This window comes from Streptomyces endocoffeicus, assembly GCF_016741935.1.
Taxonomy (GTDB): Bacteria; Actinomycetota; Actinomycetes; order Streptomycetales; family Streptomycetaceae; genus Streptomyces; species Streptomyces endocoffeicus.
This window is the reverse complement of record NZ_JAERRG010000016.1, coordinates 70,998-85,116: the sequence shown is the minus strand read 5'-3', so window position 1 is coordinate 85,116 and position 14,119 is coordinate 70,998. Positions and strand designations below refer to the sequence as shown.

The 14,119-nt window shown below is 72.1% G+C and carries 11 protein-coding genes; 10 read left to right on the top strand and 1 reads right to left on the bottom strand.

The window, feature by feature from the left end; translation table 11 throughout:
• From JK364_RS32790 to JK364_RS32750, 9 genes are all read left to right on the top strand, one after another.
• On the top strand, positions 1 to 2,106 hold the full coding sequence (locus JK364_RS32790) for a hypothetical protein (RefSeq protein ID WP_201854987.1): 2,106 nt from the start codon (positions 1 to 3) through the stop codon (positions 2,104 to 2,106).
• Between the two features lie 223 nt (positions 2,107 to 2,329).
• On the top strand, positions 2,330 to 2,641 hold the full coding sequence (locus JK364_RS32785; RefSeq protein WP_201854986.1) for a hypothetical protein: 312 nt from the start codon (positions 2,330 to 2,332) through the stop codon (positions 2,639 to 2,641).
• 14 nt (positions 2,642 to 2,655) lie between these two features.
• Positions 2,656 to 3,156: an AAA family ATPase gene (locus JK364_RS32780; RefSeq protein ID WP_201854985.1), complete on the top strand. Its 501-nt coding sequence runs from the start codon at positions 2,656 to 2,658 to the stop codon at positions 3,154 to 3,156.
• A complete protein-coding gene (locus JK364_RS32775; RefSeq protein WP_201854984.1) occupies positions 3,153 to 3,473 on the top strand; it encodes a hypothetical protein in 321 nt (106 codons plus the stop codon). The genes JK364_RS32780 and JK364_RS32775 overlap by 4 nt, the downstream gene beginning before the upstream one ends.
• Before the next feature lie 88 nt (positions 3,474 to 3,561).
• Positions 3,562 to 4,464: a bifunctional DNA primase/polymerase gene (locus JK364_RS32770; RefSeq protein WP_201854983.1), complete on the top strand. Its 903-nt coding sequence runs from the start codon at positions 3,562 to 3,564 to the stop codon at positions 4,462 to 4,464.
• 355 nt (positions 4,465 to 4,819) lie between these two features.
• Positions 4,820 to 6,076, top strand: a complete 1,257-nt coding sequence (locus JK364_RS32765; RefSeq protein ID WP_201854982.1) for a DUF3631 domain-containing protein — start codon at positions 4,820 to 4,822, stop codon at positions 6,074 to 6,076.
• 142 nt (positions 6,077 to 6,218) lie between these two features.
• Positions 6,219 to 6,446, top strand: coding sequence for a helix-turn-helix transcriptional regulator (locus JK364_RS32760; RefSeq protein WP_201854981.1), 228 nt, complete (start codon positions 6,219 to 6,221; stop codon positions 6,444 to 6,446).
• 91 nt (positions 6,447 to 6,537) lie between these two features.
• Positions 6,538 to 7,803 carry a tyrosine-type recombinase/integrase gene (locus tag JK364_RS32755; RefSeq protein WP_201854980.1) on the top strand — a complete coding sequence of 422 codons (1,266 nt, stop codon included), beginning with the start codon at positions 6,538 to 6,540 and terminating at the stop codon, positions 7,801 to 7,803.
• A gap of 308 nt (positions 7,804 to 8,111) precedes the next feature.
• The gene (locus JK364_RS32750; protein ID WP_201854979.1) at positions 8,112 to 9,752 is read left to right on the top strand and encodes a penicillin-binding transpeptidase domain-containing protein; all 1,641 of its coding nucleotides are present in this window, start codon (positions 8,112 to 8,114) and stop codon (positions 9,750 to 9,752) included.
• Positions 9,753 to 9,846: 94 nt separating this feature from the next.
• Here JK364_RS32750 and JK364_RS32745 read toward each other — a convergent pair whose 3' ends face one another.
• Positions 9,847 to 10,221 (bottom strand): hypothetical protein, encoded by a 375-nt coding sequence (locus tag JK364_RS32745; RefSeq protein ID WP_201854978.1) that lies wholly within the window; start codon positions 10,219 to 10,221, stop codon positions 9,847 to 9,849.
• 179 nt (positions 10,222 to 10,400) lie between these two features.
• On the opposite strand from JK364_RS32745, the gene JK364_RS32740 reads away from it, so the two are divergent.
• Complete coding sequence (locus JK364_RS32740) at positions 10,401 to 13,991, top strand: AfsR/SARP family transcriptional regulator (RefSeq protein ID WP_201854977.1); 3,591 nt, start codon at positions 10,401 to 10,403, stop codon at positions 13,989 to 13,991.
• The last annotated feature ends 128 nt before the right edge of the window (positions 13,992 to 14,119 follow it).

Below are 14,119 nucleotides of genomic sequence, written 5' to 3'. Positions count from 1 at the left end.
ATGAGCAGCACCGCCACCGCCAAACAGCAGCGCAGTGGCCCGGTGCTGGACTGGGCTGCCGGTCACGGACCCGTGACCGGCGCCCTGTCCGCGACCACCGGAGCCTTCGCCGTCGCCACCACCGGCGCCGCCACCTCCATGCCACCCACCTGGGCACTCGCGGTCGGAGCCGCCGGCGCCCTCGGCCACACCGTCGTCGGGCTGCGCGTGCGCAACGCCGGCCGCACCCTGGCCACCCGCGCCGCCTCCTGGCTCGTCGGGGCCGGGTGGACCACGTGGGCCATGACCCACGGCCCGCTGACCTGGGCCGCCCTGGGGTCGCTGGCCACGATCGGGGTCGGGATCGGCGCTGCCGCACGGTCCACCGCCCTGTTCGAGGAGGCCCGTGAGGAGGAAGCCATCGCGGCCGAGCAGCGCCAGATCGCCCAAGAACTCTCCGCAGAGCGCCGGGAGATCGCCGCGGAATGGGTGGAGCGGATCCGGCGGATCTGCAACATCACCGTGCGCGTGCTCGGCGTGGAGAAGTGGGAGACCGGGGCCGGGTACTCCCTGGACCTGGAACCGCAGGGCGGCATCACCTACGACCGCATCGCCCAGTACTCCGTGCAGCTCTCCGCTGATGCCCGGCTGCCGCACGGCTGCACCGCCACCGCCGCCCCCGGCATCCACCAGGGCCGGACCATCATGGACGTCACCACCGTCAACGTCCTGGAAGAGGAACGCACCTACCCAGCCGACTACGGGCCGCTGTCGGTGATGACGGGCATCCCGTGGGGCTACCGGACCAACGCCGACCAGATCCGCGCGTACCTGCGCGAACAGTGCGCGCTGGTCGTCGGCCCGACCGGATCGGGCAAGACCAACATGGTTCACGCGATCCTCGCCGGATTCGCCCGCGCCGAAGACATGCTCACGTGGGTGATCGACCTCAACGCCGGCTCGGCGGGCCTGCCCTGGGTCCTGCCCGCACTCAACGGCGAGATCCACACCCCGGAGGGCAAGCCGGTCCGGCCGGGTGTGGACTGGCTCGCCGGTACCTACGACGAAGCCGTGACCATGCTGGACGCGGCGGTACGGGTCGCCAAGCAGCGCAAGATGGGCTACCAGGACCTGCTCGCCAAGGCGAACACGGACCTGCTGCCGATCAGCCCGGCCATCCCTCAGATCATGCTCGTCATCGATGAGGGCGCGGAGATCCTGGCCAGCACCGACCGGCAGATGCGCAAGCTCGGCGAGAAGATCCTGGAAGTCATCCGGATCGCCCGCGCCATGGGCCTTCGCACCGTGCTGACCGCGCTCGGAGCCACCAGCAGCGTCCTGGGCAACCTGATGATCCGCCGGGAAGCCAAGGTCCGCGTCGCCCTCACCGGCGGCGAGACCGAGGGCATGGACCTGAGCAAGATGTTCCCCGGCACCCGCGGCCTGCGCGTGGACCAAGCCCCCTACAAGGGCTCAGGATTCATGGGCACCCCGGAGTCCCCGGCCGCGCTGTTCAAGACCTGGCGCGTCCTGCCGAACCAAATCCGGGAGATCATCGCCGCCACATCCGACCGGCACCCCGTCCTGGACAAGCTGTCCGCCAAGGCTGCCGGGCCCGCCTACACCCGCCGCTGGGACGCCGACCGGATCGGATGGATGCGCGACCACACCCCCCGCACCGACGAGGGCGCCGACAACGCTCCTGCCGGGCCGGGGCTGAAGTTGTCCGCGCTGCAAGGCGAGCAGGACAGCGGGCAGGACTCGCCGGAAGACGAGGTGCTGCGCCGTTTCCGTGCCGAGATCGATGCCCAGTTCGCCACCGCTCCCGACCCGAATGCCCCCGACTCGGACGCTCCCCCGGCTGATCGGGGTGGGCTGAACCTGTCCGCGCTGCGGGGTGAGCAGGACAGCCCGGCGCAGCGGGAAGCGCTCGCGCTGTTGCTCGCCGCCGGCACCGAGGGCACCGGAGCATCCGCCATCGCCCGCGCGCTCGCCGACGCCCACGGCACGACCCGTCAGACGGTCGTCGGCTGGCTCAAGACATGGGTGGACAACGGCACCGCCGTACGGGTCGGGGAGGGCACCAAGGCCCGCTACGTCCACCGCCAACACGCCCCCGAGAACTGATCGCTTGTCGCCTGTCGGCCCGCACCGAACAACAGGCCCCCCGGGGCGGGTCAGGAGGCCCGGGAACGGCTTGTGACCTGCGAGGCGACAAGCGACAAGACAAGACAAGCGACAAGCCAGACGACAAGCCGCACGACAAGAGAGACGACAAGCACACCACCCACCGCACGGGCCCGCGCCACCTGTCGGCGCGGGCCCGCGGTACACGCCGAAGGAGCCAGAAATGAGCCAGCACACCCCACCCGGCCAGATGGCCCCGCACATACCCGCCGACGTCTTCCAGCGCGCTCAGGCCACCGGACAGCCGGTCGTCATCGTCGTCAACGACACCGACCCGACCGGCTTCCCGTGGCAGCGCGTCCTGATCCCGTTCGCCATCGCCGGAGCGGTCGTCGCCGGAGGCTGGGGACTGGCCGCCGCCCTGTGCTGGCTGCTCGACGTCGCCACCCACACCGCAACCGCCATCGCCGGCGCCACCGCCGGACCCATCGGCGTCGGCGGCATCACCCTCAAGCTCTTCCACTCCAAGAAGTGAGGAACGCCAGTCACATGGAAGCTCCGCACCTCTCAGGAAGCCTCATCGCCCTGGTCGGCCCCCCTGGAGCGGGCAAAACCACCTACGCCCGCCGTCACTTCCCCACCGGCCGTCTGTGCCTGGACGACTACCGCCAGATGGCGACCGACGACGCCGCCGACCAGTCCGCCACCCCCACCGCAGCCCAGATCCAAAACCTCCTACTGGAGGCCCGGCTCGCACGCGGCCTGACCACCGTCGTGGACAGCACCAACGTGCTGCCCCACGTCCGCGCCGGACTCCTCGCCCGCGCCCGCTACTACCAGCGCCCCGCCGTGGCCATCCTCTTCGATCTGCCGCTGGACATCTGCCATGCACGCAACACCAACCGTGCCCGCCAGGTCCCGCAGCACGTGCTGCGCGAGCTGCACCAGATGACCCCCACAGCCGAGCAGTTGGCCGCCGAGGGATTCACCGACATCCACACCGTCAGCCTCGTGCCGGATCCGGCACACCTTGAAGGGCGAACCGCATGATCCGCCGTTCCCTGGCCCGCCGACGGCTGGAGATCCGCTACCACGTGGCGTGGTTCTCTCACCCGATCGGCAAGCGCCCTATCGGGCCACGGCCCATGGTCGGCGTTCACCGGCTGCCGGACCCCGGCTGCCTCACCTGCGGGGGTGACGGCTGGGTGATGACCGGCAGCGCCTGCGACCCCGAAGAGCCGGACTTCGAGGGCTGCGACTGTGCGCCGTTCCTGCCGCTGGTGAGGCTGCGGCTGCCGAAGTGGGCCGACACCGGCCGCTTCCGCCGCCGCAACCGGCCCGGCTACAGCGACGAACCGCCCTTCTGACCACGCCCGGGGCGACCGCACCTCTCGCCAAAGACACGCGGTCGCCCCGGCCAACCAGTCCACAACAGACCTGTTGGAGGTATCCAGCATGACCCATGAAGCCCGCTCCGCGCTGCTTCGTGCGGCCCTGGACGCTGCCGAGCGCGGTTGGCGTGTCTTCCCGCTCCGCGCCGGCACCAAGCGCCCGGTCCTGCACGGTGAGGCGGCCTGCGCCCGCACCGGTGAGTGCGCCGCCGGTCACCGCAAGTGGGAACAGCGCGCTACCACCGACCCCGGCCGCATCCGCGCCGCATGGTCGCGCGCTCCGTTCAACGTCGGCATCGCCACCGGCCCGTCCGGGCTGGTCGTGGTCGACCTCGACGTGCCCAAGGACAAGAGCAGTTCGGACGCGCCTTGCGGCGCGACGACTTTTGCGGCGCTCTGCGAGCGCGCCGGACACGCCGTGCCCACCACCTACCGCACCCGGACCGCGAGCGGTGGAACACACCTGTACTTCACCGCGCCGCCCGGCGTCCGGCTGACCAATACCGCAGGCACCATCGCGCCTCTGGTCGATACCCGTGCCTGGGGCGGGTACGTGGTCGCCGCGGGCAGCGTCATCCCTGCCGGACCGTATGAGGCCACAGACGGCTCTGTGGTCGCCCCGTTGCCCGCGTGGCTGCTGCGGCTGCTCCAACCGGCTCCCGCCCGTCCTGCCGGGCCGCTCAAGCTCCCGGCGGTCAACGGGGGCCGTGCAGCCCTGGCCGCGCTGGAGCAGGAGTGTGCCGTGGTCATCACGGCGCCGGACAAGCAGCGCAACACCACTCTCAACCGGTGTGCCTTCAAGGTGGGGCGCTTCGTCGCGTGGGGCGACATCCCCCGGCACGTGGTGGAGGAGGCATTCCAAGGGGCGGGAGAGACGGGGGGACTCACCGCGGCCGAGTGCCGCGCCACGATCCGCAGCGCTCTGGACAGCTCCATCCGTAAGGCGCGGCCCCGGGATGCGGCATGAGCGCCCGATCCCATCCCTCCTTGGAAGGCCAGCCTCACAGCACGACGGGACCGTGCACCGCCGAACCGGCCCCGGCCGCATCCGGCCGTAGCGCGCCGAAAGTCGTCGGCCGTAAGGCCGTCCCTTCTGCTCTTCGCTCTGACGAGCAGAAGGGCGACGGCCGGTACCCCGTCGCGTGGCTCCACATCACCGCCCCGCCGGACCGGCGAGCCACCCCCACCGCCACCTCGAAATGCGCGTGCGGACGCGACCGCAGCGCGGTCGGCCGACGCAGGGTGCTCGCCCTCATCTCCGACCACGAAGCCCACAAGACCACCTGCCCGCTCCGCACTCCCCAGGAAGGTGCGACCGCCGCATGACCTCCACCACCACACCCGAGCCGATTGATGGTGCGGCCCTGCTCGATGAGGTCGAGCGCCACCACCGGCGCTTCAACGTCTTCCCCAGCGAGCACGCGTACGTGGCCGTCACGCTGTGGGACGCCCACGCGCACCTCATCAGCGCCTTCGACTCCACCCCCAGGATCGCGTTCCTATCCCCCGAGCCCGGCTCGGGCAAGTCCCGCGCGCTGGAGATCGTGGAGACGCTGGTACCCAACCGGCTCGTGGCCGCGCACGCCACCGCCAACGCCATGTACCGAGCCGTCGGCGACACCGACAACCTGCCCACGGTCCTGTTCGATGAGGTAGACACCATCTTCGGCCCCAAGGCCGGGGACAACGAGTCCCTGCGGGGCTTCATCAACGCAGGACACCGCCGGGGCGTCGGCGTCCTGCGCTGCGTCGGCGACGGCTCCAACCAGGAAGCGACCGAGTTCCAGACCTTCTGTGCCGTGGCCATGGCCGGACTCGGCTCGCTCCCGGACACGATCCTGACCCGCTCGGTCATCATCCGCATGCGCAAGCGCGCCCCCAACGAGAAGATCTCGCCCTACAGGCAGCGCATCCACGAGAAGCAGGGACACGCTCTGCGGGACCGGCTCGCCAAGTGGGCCGACCAGGTGCGCGACCAGGTGGAGAACGCGTGGCCGGAGCTGCCCGCGGGCATCAGCGACCGGCCCGCGGACGTATGGGAGCCCCTGCTCGCCATCGCCGACGCGGCCGGTGGCCACTGGCCCGAGCGGGCCCGCGCCGCATGCCTCGAACTGGTCGCCGCGGCCAAGGAGGGCGACAAGGCGTCCGTAGGCGTGCAACTGCTCACCGACCTGCGCGACAAGGTGTTCTGCGGCGCGGACCGCATGCCCACCGCCGCGATCCTGGAATGCCTCCACACGATCGAAGACGCCGCTTGGGGCGACATGGACGGCAACGGCAAGGAGCTCACCGCCCGCGTGCTGTCCAAGATGCTGGGCGAGTACGTCACCGCGGCCAACAAGCCCATCCGGCCCCGCTCCATCCGCACGGCCGGCGGGGTGCCCAAGGGCTACTACGCCGAAGATCTCGCCGACGCCTGGCTTCGCTACTGCCCCCCGGCCCCGGAGAAGTCCGCTACAGCCGCTACAGCCGCTACACCCCAGGTCAGCGCTGGTGCACATGTAGCGGAAGAGCTGCCCGGCATCCGCTACATCCCCGCCGGAACCGCTACGGCCTCCACCGCCGCCCGCAGCGCATAGCGGCACCTATCCGCTACATCCCACGCATCCGCTACACGGAACAGGCCCCTGACCTGCTGTGTAGCGGATGTAGCGGATGTAGCGGATGTCTGAGAAGGGGGCCAACGCCCCGACCGCCGCGCTGCGTAGGAGGAACCGCCACATGACAGAGGCAGCCGCCATCACCGCACTGCGGGCCGGACTCCCGGATCGCTACCTCACCCCCGACGACATCGCCGAGATGTTCGAAGTCTCGAAAGAGACCGTCTACGCCTGGCGCAAGAAGCGCATCGGCCCGCCCGGATTCCGCGTCGGCAAGCACGTGCGATACGACCCCGCCGCCGTCAAGCGCTGGCAGGACACACGCACGGCCGCCGAAGAGGCCGCCTGACACCAGAGCCAACCGAAGACCTCCACACCAGCAGGGGCGGGGCCGTGCGGCCCCACCCCTGCCCTGCTCTGCCCAGAGAAGGGACCGCCGCATGGCAGGTCACATCCAAGATCGCTGGTTCAAGATCGAGACCGACCAGGGCGGGAAAACCCGCCGCGTCAAGACCGACCGCCACAGCACCGGCATGCGCTACCGCGCCCGGTACGTCGGTCCGGACGGTACCGAGAAGAGCAAGTCATTCCCGGACAAACAGAAGCGTCTGGCGGAACAGTGGCTCGTGCAGATCGCCGCCGACATGTCGCGCGGGCAATACATCGACCCCCGCGCCGCACGCATGACGTTCCAGCAGTACGGGGAACAGTGGCTTTCGACACATACCACGGACATCAACAGCCAGGATTCGGCGGAACGACGTCTGCGTCTGCACGCCTTCCCGTACATCGGGACGCGCCCCCTGGCGTCGTTCCAGCCCGGACACATCCGGACCTGGCTAAGCGAGCTGGAGAGCGCCGTACCGGCGGCTTCATATCGGCGGATCATCTTCGGGATCGTCTCAGCCGTCCTCAGCGCGGCTGTGGACGACGGTCTGATGTCTCGGAACCCCTGCCTGGTCAAGTCGGTCAGAGGGCCCCAGGGAAGCCCGTCAAAAGTGGTCCCGTGGACACCAGAGCAGGTCTTTGCCGTCCGGGCCGCTCTGCCCGAGCGGTACAGCGCGATGGTCGACGTGGGCGGGGGGTGTGGGCTGCGGCAGGGCGAGATATTCGGCCTACCCATCGACAACGTGGACTTTGACGGCGGCTGGCTTGCTGTCCGGCAGCAGCTCAAGCGGGTGCGAGGGAAGTTCGTCTTCGCGCCGCCGAAACGCGGCAAGCTCCGTGACGTGCCGCTCCCCCGTGTCGTAGGTGCCGCTCTCCAGCAGCACCTGAAGCAGTTCCCCGCCGTGAAGGTGACCCTTCCGTGGCTCAAGCCGGACGGGCCCACGGTCACGAAAGAGTTGCTCTTCACCGGCCAGGCTGGCCGTGCCGTGCGGTCGAGCCACTTCGATGATCACCTCTGGAAACCGGCTCTGGCCGCCGCTGGCTTCATACCGGAGCCTGAGAAGGGCGAGCGCTACCAGGCAGCGCGCGAGCATGGCATGCACGCGCTCAGGCACTTCTACGCGTCAGTTCTGCTGGACGCGGGTGAGAGCATCCGGGCACTGAGCACGTACCTCGGGCACAGTGACCCCGGGTTCACGCTGCGTGTCTACACTCACTTGATGCCGAGCAGCGAGGGCCGTACCCGCCGGGCGGTCGACACCCTCTATCGGGCCTCCGGTAGGCCGCTGGACGGCCCAGAGACGGCCCAGGCCGCCTAGGAACGGCCCGGCCAGAGGGAAAGTACCTGGTCAGACTACGCAAGCGTCCGGGAATCGGGACTTCATCTACTTCTTCCCGCTCTACACGGGCCAGACGATGCCGATGGACGCCTGGCGCGCCCGGATGTGGCTCGACACCTGGATCTGACCCCGGCCCGGCCCCGGGCCCACCGCATGGATCCGGCCACGGCCCCCGCGCCCCCTACGGTGAGGGCGCGGGGGCTTCACGTGGTGCCGGTAGAGTGCCGGGCACCGCGGCCCTCATCGACTGATGAGGGGAACCGAGAACACAGTGTGGGGGTTCTGAAATGCGGAGTGGCGCGAGAGCCGCGATCGTCGGTGCGGTGTTCGCCGCCATGGTCGGTGTGGCCGGTTGCGGCAGCGGCCAGGACGATTCAGCCGGCCCGAAGGACGGTGCGAGCGCCGGCTCGAGTGACGACAAGCCGTCCCTGAAGAAGGTGAAGACCGGCCCGCCCAGCGCGGCCGAGGTCAAGACCACCGCCCACGCGTTCCTGGCGGCCTGGTCGGCGGGCGAGACGGCGAAGGCCGCCGCCCTTACGGACGACAGCGGCGCCGCCACCACGGCGCTGAGCGGCTACCGCGCGAAGGTCAAGGTGGCCAAGGTGGCGCTGGACGCGGGGCAGGCGAGCGGCGCCAAGGTGCCGTTCTCGGTCAACGCCCAGCTCTCCTCCGGCGGTGCGAGCGTCCCCTGGACGTATGAATCCTCGCTGACCGTGACCCGCGACACCAAGACCGGCAAGCCGGTCGTCGCCTGGAAGCCCTCCGTGGTCCACCCCGACCTCGCCGAGGGCGACACGCTCAAGACCGGCGCGTCCGAGGCACCGCCGATCAAGGCGGTGGACCGCGACGGCAAGGAGCTGACCGCCGCCGAGCACCCGACCCTCAAGACCGCCCTGGCCGCGCTGCGCGAGCGGTACGGCAAGAAGGCGGGCGGCGAGGCGGGCGTGGAGACCTGGATCGAGCGCGCCAAGGGCTCCAAGTCCCCCGACAAGACCCTCAAGGTGCTCTCCAAAGGCACCCCGGGCACGCTCCGCACCACGATCGACGCATCGCTCCAGCGCACCGCCGAGCAGCAGGTGAGCAAGCGCACCAAGGCGTCGGTGGTCGCGGTCAAGCCCAGCACCGGTGAGATCCTCGCGCTGGCCAACTCCCCCGCGAGCGGCTTCAACACCGCCTTCCAGGGCTCGTACGCGCCCGGCTCGACGATGAAGATCATCACCTCGACGACGCTGATGGACAAGGGTCTGGCGGCGTACGGCAAGCCGCATCCGTGCCCGAAGTACTTCAAGTACGGCGGCTGGAAGTTCCAGAACGACAAGAAGTTCGAGATCAAGAACGGCACCTTCGAGCAGAGCTTCGCCCGCTCCTGCAACACGGCCTTCATCAGCCAGGCGGGGAAGCTGAAGGACGACGATCTGAGCAAGGAGGCCCGGGACGTCTTCGGCATCGGGCTCAACTGGCAGACCGGCGTGCCCACCTTCGACGGCGCGGTGCCGGTGCAGTCCGCGGCCTCCAAGGCCGCCTCGCTGATCGGCCAGGGCGGCGTGCGGATGAACCCGCTCAACATGGCGTCGGTCGCGGCCACCGCCACCACCGGCACCTTCCACCAGCCGTACCTGGTCTCGCCGTCGCTGGACGACCGGACGCTGGCCAAGGCGAGCAGGACGATGAAGTCCAGCACCCACGACCAGCTGAAGAAGCTGATGAGGCTGACGGCCACCTCGGGCACCGCCGCCGAGGCGATGGCCGGGATGAGCGGTGACTTCGGCGCCAAGACCGGCTCGGCCGAGGTGGACAACCAGGAGAAGCCGAACGGCTGGTTCAGCGCGTACCGCGACGACGTCGCGGCCGCCGGTGTGGTCCCCGAGGGCGGCCACGGCGGCGACACGGCCGGCCCGATCGTGGCGGCCCTGCTGCGCGCGGGCTGAGCGCGGGCTGAGCGCGGGCTGACCCTCCGCGGTACGGCCCCGGGAGCCGGGCGGGCGCTTCGAGCGCCCGCCCGGCTCCTTCGCGTTCGGCCGGTCAGCAGGGCCGCAGGCCGGCGTGGCCGTTCTGCAGCGCCAGCTCGGTCACAAAGCCGTTGGACGGGCCCCACTGGTCGAGCTGGACCCAGATGTCGCTGGTCCGGCCGTTCAGGCTCGCGTCACCGCCCTCCGTGAAGCAGATGGCGTCCCAGTTGTCGCCGAACTGGACGGTGCCCCAGACGGCGCCGGTGGTCTGCGGCGCCGACCGGATGTAGGCGGGGGTGGTCACATGGACCGGGACGTTCGCCGCCTCGGCCTTGGTGCCGATGGCGTCGGCGGGCTGGGCACTGGCCGCGGTCGCGCCCAGTCCCGACAGCACAGCCGCCGCTGCGATGGCGAGACCGGCCCCCGTCAGGCGTCCACGTACGCGCATGTCACTCGCTCCTTCAGTCGTCGTGCTCCGGTAAGGCCGCCGGCGGTTCCCCCGTGCGGCACCTACGACTCTTCCGGGCCGGTGTGGAAGGGAAGTTGAAGAAACGTTGACCGCTCATTTACCCGGGTGCCGGAGGGTCGGAAGGGCGGAGCGGCGAGACGACAGGGGGCGGTGTCGGTATGGAGTTCCGGGTGCTCGGTCCGGTGGAGGCGGCGGCCGACGGACGGCCGGTCGACCTGGGCCATCCGAAGCAGCGGGCGGTGGCGGCGGTGCTGCTGTGCGAGCTGGGCCGTCCGCTCCCCGCCGAGCAGCTGATCGACCGGGTGTGGGGCGAGCACCCGCCGGGCTCGGTGCGCAATGTGCTCTACGGATACATCGGCGGCCTCCGCACGGCCCTGCGGTCCGGCGGCGCCGAGGACGTCCGGCTGGGCCGCCGCTCCGGCGGCTATCTGCTGGAGGCCGACCCCGAGCGGGTGGATCTGCACCGCTTCCAGCGGCTGGTGACCGGGGTGCGTGCGGCCCGGCACGACGGCGCGGACGTCGTCGCCCCGCTGCGGGACGCGCTGGCCCTGTGGCGCGGTGACGCCCTTACCGGGATGGCGGGGGCGTGGGCGGAGGGGACGCGCGTCCGGCTGGCCGAGGAACGGCTGGCGGCGCGGCTGGAGCTGTACGACGCGGAGCTGTGTCTGGGGCGCCACCGCGAAGTGCTGGCGTGGCTGCGCGCCATGACGGACGAGCAGCCGCTGGACGAGCGGGCGGTACGGCAGCTGATGACGGCCCTGTACCGCTGTGAGCGGCAGGCGGAGGCCCTGGACGCCTACGAGGCCACGCGGAGCCGGCTCGCCGAGGAGCTCGGAGTGGACCCGGGACCCGAACTGCGCTCCCTCCACGAGCGGATCCTGCGCAACGACCCCGCGCTCGGCGCCCCGGCCCCGCGGACCCCGCCCGACCGGACCGCGAGGGCCTCCGCGGCCACCACAGCCGCCGTGTCCGCCGCGGCCGCCGCGGAGCGGGCCGGGCCCGCCGCGCCCGCGCCGGGGCCTCCGCCGCAGCCCGCCGGACTGCCGCACGTCGTGGGCGGGTTCCGCGGCCGAGCCGAGGAACTCGCCCGGCTGGACGCCCTGTTGCCACCGGAGGCCACGCTCGGGACCGACCCGGGCGGGGAGCGCGGGGGCCTGGAGGCGTACGGGCAGGGGGATACGCGCGCGAACGAGAGCGCCTACGCGAACGGGCACTCGCGGGAGACCGGGAACCCGCGTGGACATGGCGAAGCGCGGGAGAACAAGAGCGCGCATCGGCACGAGGACGCACCCGGGCACAGCGACGCTCGCGGGGACGGGCACGCACGGGAGAACGGGACCCCGCGCGGGCACGACGACGCGCGGGACAACCAGAGCGCGCACCGGCCCAACGACGCACCCGGGCACAGCAACGCACACGCGAACGGGCACGCGAACGGGCACGCGCAGGAGGGCGGAAACCCGCGTCGGCGCGGGGACGCGGGCGAGCACCGCGAACCGGCCGGGGCGTTGACCATCTCGGCTCTCTTCGGCACCGCGGGCGTCGGCAAGACGGCCCTCGCGGTCCACTGGGCGCACCGCAACCGCCACCACTTCCCCGACGGCCAGCTCTACGTCGATCTGCGCGGCTTCGACCACGACTGCGAGCCGCTGCGCCCGGCCGAGGCCGTCGGGCAGTTGCTGCACGGCCTGGGGGTGCCGCGGGAGCGGATTCCGGCCGACCGGGACGAGCAGGTCCACCACTACCGGTCGCTGCTGAACGGCCGGCGCATGCTCGTCGTCCTGGACAACGCGGCCTCCGCCGAGCAGGTGCGGCCGCTGCTGCCCGGCAGCCCCTCCTGCCATGTCGTGGTGACCAGCCGTCAGCGGCTCACCGGTCTGGTGGCCCGCGACGGCGCCCGGCCGCTGGTCCTGGGCTCGCTCGCCCCCGCCGAGGCGCACGACGTGCTGGCCGCGGCGGTGGGCGAGAACCGGCTGGGCGCCGAGCCGGAGGCCGCCGCCCGGCTGAGCGAGCTGTGCGGCGCGCTGCCGCTGGCCTTACGGGTGGCCGCCGCGCAGCTGGTCTGCGACCCCGGCCTCGGGGTGGCGGACCTGGCGGCCGAGCTGGACGACGGGGACCGGCTGGGGGCGCTGGAGCTCGACGGCGACCCGGCGTCGGCCGTACGGCGCGCCTTCACCCTCTCCTACCGCGCCCTGGCCCCCGGGCCGCGGCGGCTGTTCCGGCTGCTGGGCCTGGCCCCGGGCCCGGAGGTCACCGTGCCCGCCGCGGCCGCCCTGCTGGGCTCCTCGGAGCAGGAGGCGCGGGTGCTGCTGCGGGCCCTGGATGCCGCGCATCTGGTGGAGTCGCCGCGTCCGGGCCGCTACCGGCCGCACGATCTGCTGCGCGAGTACGCGGCCGAACGGGCCCTGGCCGAGATCCCCGAGCCCGAGCGCGCGGCGGCCCTGGACCGGCTGCTGGACTTCTACCTGGATCACGCGGGCGCCGCCACGGCCTTCGGCTACACCCCGCTGATCCGGGTGGCGCGCGACCGCCCCGCGCGGGACCTCTTCGACGGGCGCGACGCGGCGCTGGCCTGGCTGGAGAGCGAGCGCGCCAATCTCGTCGCCGCCGTCGTACGGGCCGCCGAGACCGACCGGCACCGCACCGCCTGGCGGCTCGCCGACGAACTGCGCGGCTGGCTCTACCAGCGGCGGCACCTGCCCGAGTGGGAGACCACGGCCCAGGCCGGGCTGCGGGCCGCCCGGCGGGCCGCCGATCCACTGGGCGCGGCGGCGATGCGGCACGGCCTGGCCACCCTCTACCGGCAGACCGGCGAGGTGCGGACGTCGCTGGAGCACCACCAGGCCGCGCTGGCGGGCTACCGCCGGGCCGGGTTCGCGGAGGGCGAGGCCGGGATGCTGATGAATCTGGCCGCCCTCTATGACGACCTGGGCGACATGCGCCGCGCGAGCGAGTGGCTGGGCCGGGGCATCACGCTGCTGCGCACCCTCGACCGGCCCGAACTCCTCGGCCCCGCGCTCACCAACAGCGCTGCCGTGGACGTCCAGTTCGGGAATCTGCGGCGCGCCGTCGACGGGGCGACGGAGGCGATCGAGGCGGGTGAGCGCCGGGCCACCCCCTCGGCCACGGTGGCGCCGCTGATCAACCGGGGGCTCGCCCGGCGGCACCTGGGCGAACTGGACCGGGCGCTGGCGGACGGCACCGAGGCGGTGCGGGTTTGCGAGGAGCTGAGCCAGCGCCACCACGAGTCCACCGCCCACGATCTGCTGGCCCTGGTGCACCGCGACGCCGGGCGGTACGACCTCGCGCTGGACCACGCCGAGCACGCCCTGGCGGTCGCGCTGGAGACCGGCACCCGTAAGGACGAGGCCGACGGCCTCACCACCCTGGGCGAGATCCACCGGCTGACCGGGCGGGTGGAACGGGCCGAGGCCCGGTTCACCGAGGCCCTGGACACATCGGGCTCCTGCGGGCTGCGGCGCCCGGAGGCCGACGCGCATCTGGGGCTGGCCCGGGTCCGGCACGGCGCGCACGCGTACGACGCGGCGGCGGACCACGCCCGGCACGCCCTGGGCATCGCCCGCGACCACGGGCTGCGGCTGGTCGAATGCCGCACCCACCACACCCTGGCCACCCTCTACCGCCGCCTCGGCTGCCCGGAGCGCGCCGGGCGCCATACGGCCGACGCGCGGCGCCTTCACGCGGAGACCGGCTACCGCCCGGCCGCGGCCGCCTGGCCCGCCTACTGAGCGTGCCTTGGCCGAGCCGGGCGCGGGCGACCGGACGCGTGCCCGGCACGGGCGGCCGGACGCGTACCCGGCACAGGCGGCCGGGACATGGCCGTATGGCGCCGCGAAAAGTCCTGGCGGGGGGCGCG

Bases quoted from the DNA above. Each gene is read 5' to 3' on its own strand.
- JK364_RS32745 (WP_201854978.1), bottom strand. From the start codon at position 10,221: ATGCGCGTACGTGGACGCCTGACGGGGGCCGGTCTCGCCATCGCAGCG.
- JK364_RS32765 (WP_201854982.1), top strand. From the start codon at position 4,820: ATGACCTCCACCACCACACCCGAGCCGATTGATGGTGCGGCCCTGCTC.
- JK364_RS32740 (WP_201854977.1), top strand. From the start codon at position 10,401: ATGGAGTTCCGGGTGCTCGGTCCGGTGGAGGCGGCGGCCGACGGACGG.
- JK364_RS32775 (WP_201854984.1), top strand. From the start codon at position 3,153: ATGATCCGCCGTTCCCTGGCCCGCCGACGGCTGGAGATCCGCTACCAC.
- JK364_RS32780 (WP_201854985.1), top strand. From the start codon at position 2,656: ATGGAAGCTCCGCACCTCTCAGGAAGCCTCATCGCCCTGGTCGGCCCC.
- JK364_RS32785 (WP_201854986.1), top strand. From the start codon at position 2,330: ATGAGCCAGCACACCCCACCCGGCCAGATGGCCCCGCACATACCCGCC.
- JK364_RS32770 (WP_201854983.1), top strand. From the start codon at position 3,562: ATGACCCATGAAGCCCGCTCCGCGCTGCTTCGTGCGGCCCTGGACGCT.
- JK364_RS32755 (WP_201854980.1), top strand. From the start codon at position 6,538: ATGGCAGGTCACATCCAAGATCGCTGGTTCAAGATCGAGACCGACCAG.
- JK364_RS32750 (WP_201854979.1), top strand. From the start codon at position 8,112: ATGCGGAGTGGCGCGAGAGCCGCGATCGTCGGTGCGGTGTTCGCCGCC.
- JK364_RS32790 (WP_201854987.1), top strand. From the start codon at position 1: ATGAGCAGCACCGCCACCGCCAAACAGCAGCGCAGTGGCCCGGTGCTG.
- JK364_RS32760 (WP_201854981.1), top strand. From the start codon at position 6,219: ATGACAGAGGCAGCCGCCATCACCGCACTGCGGGCCGGACTCCCGGAT.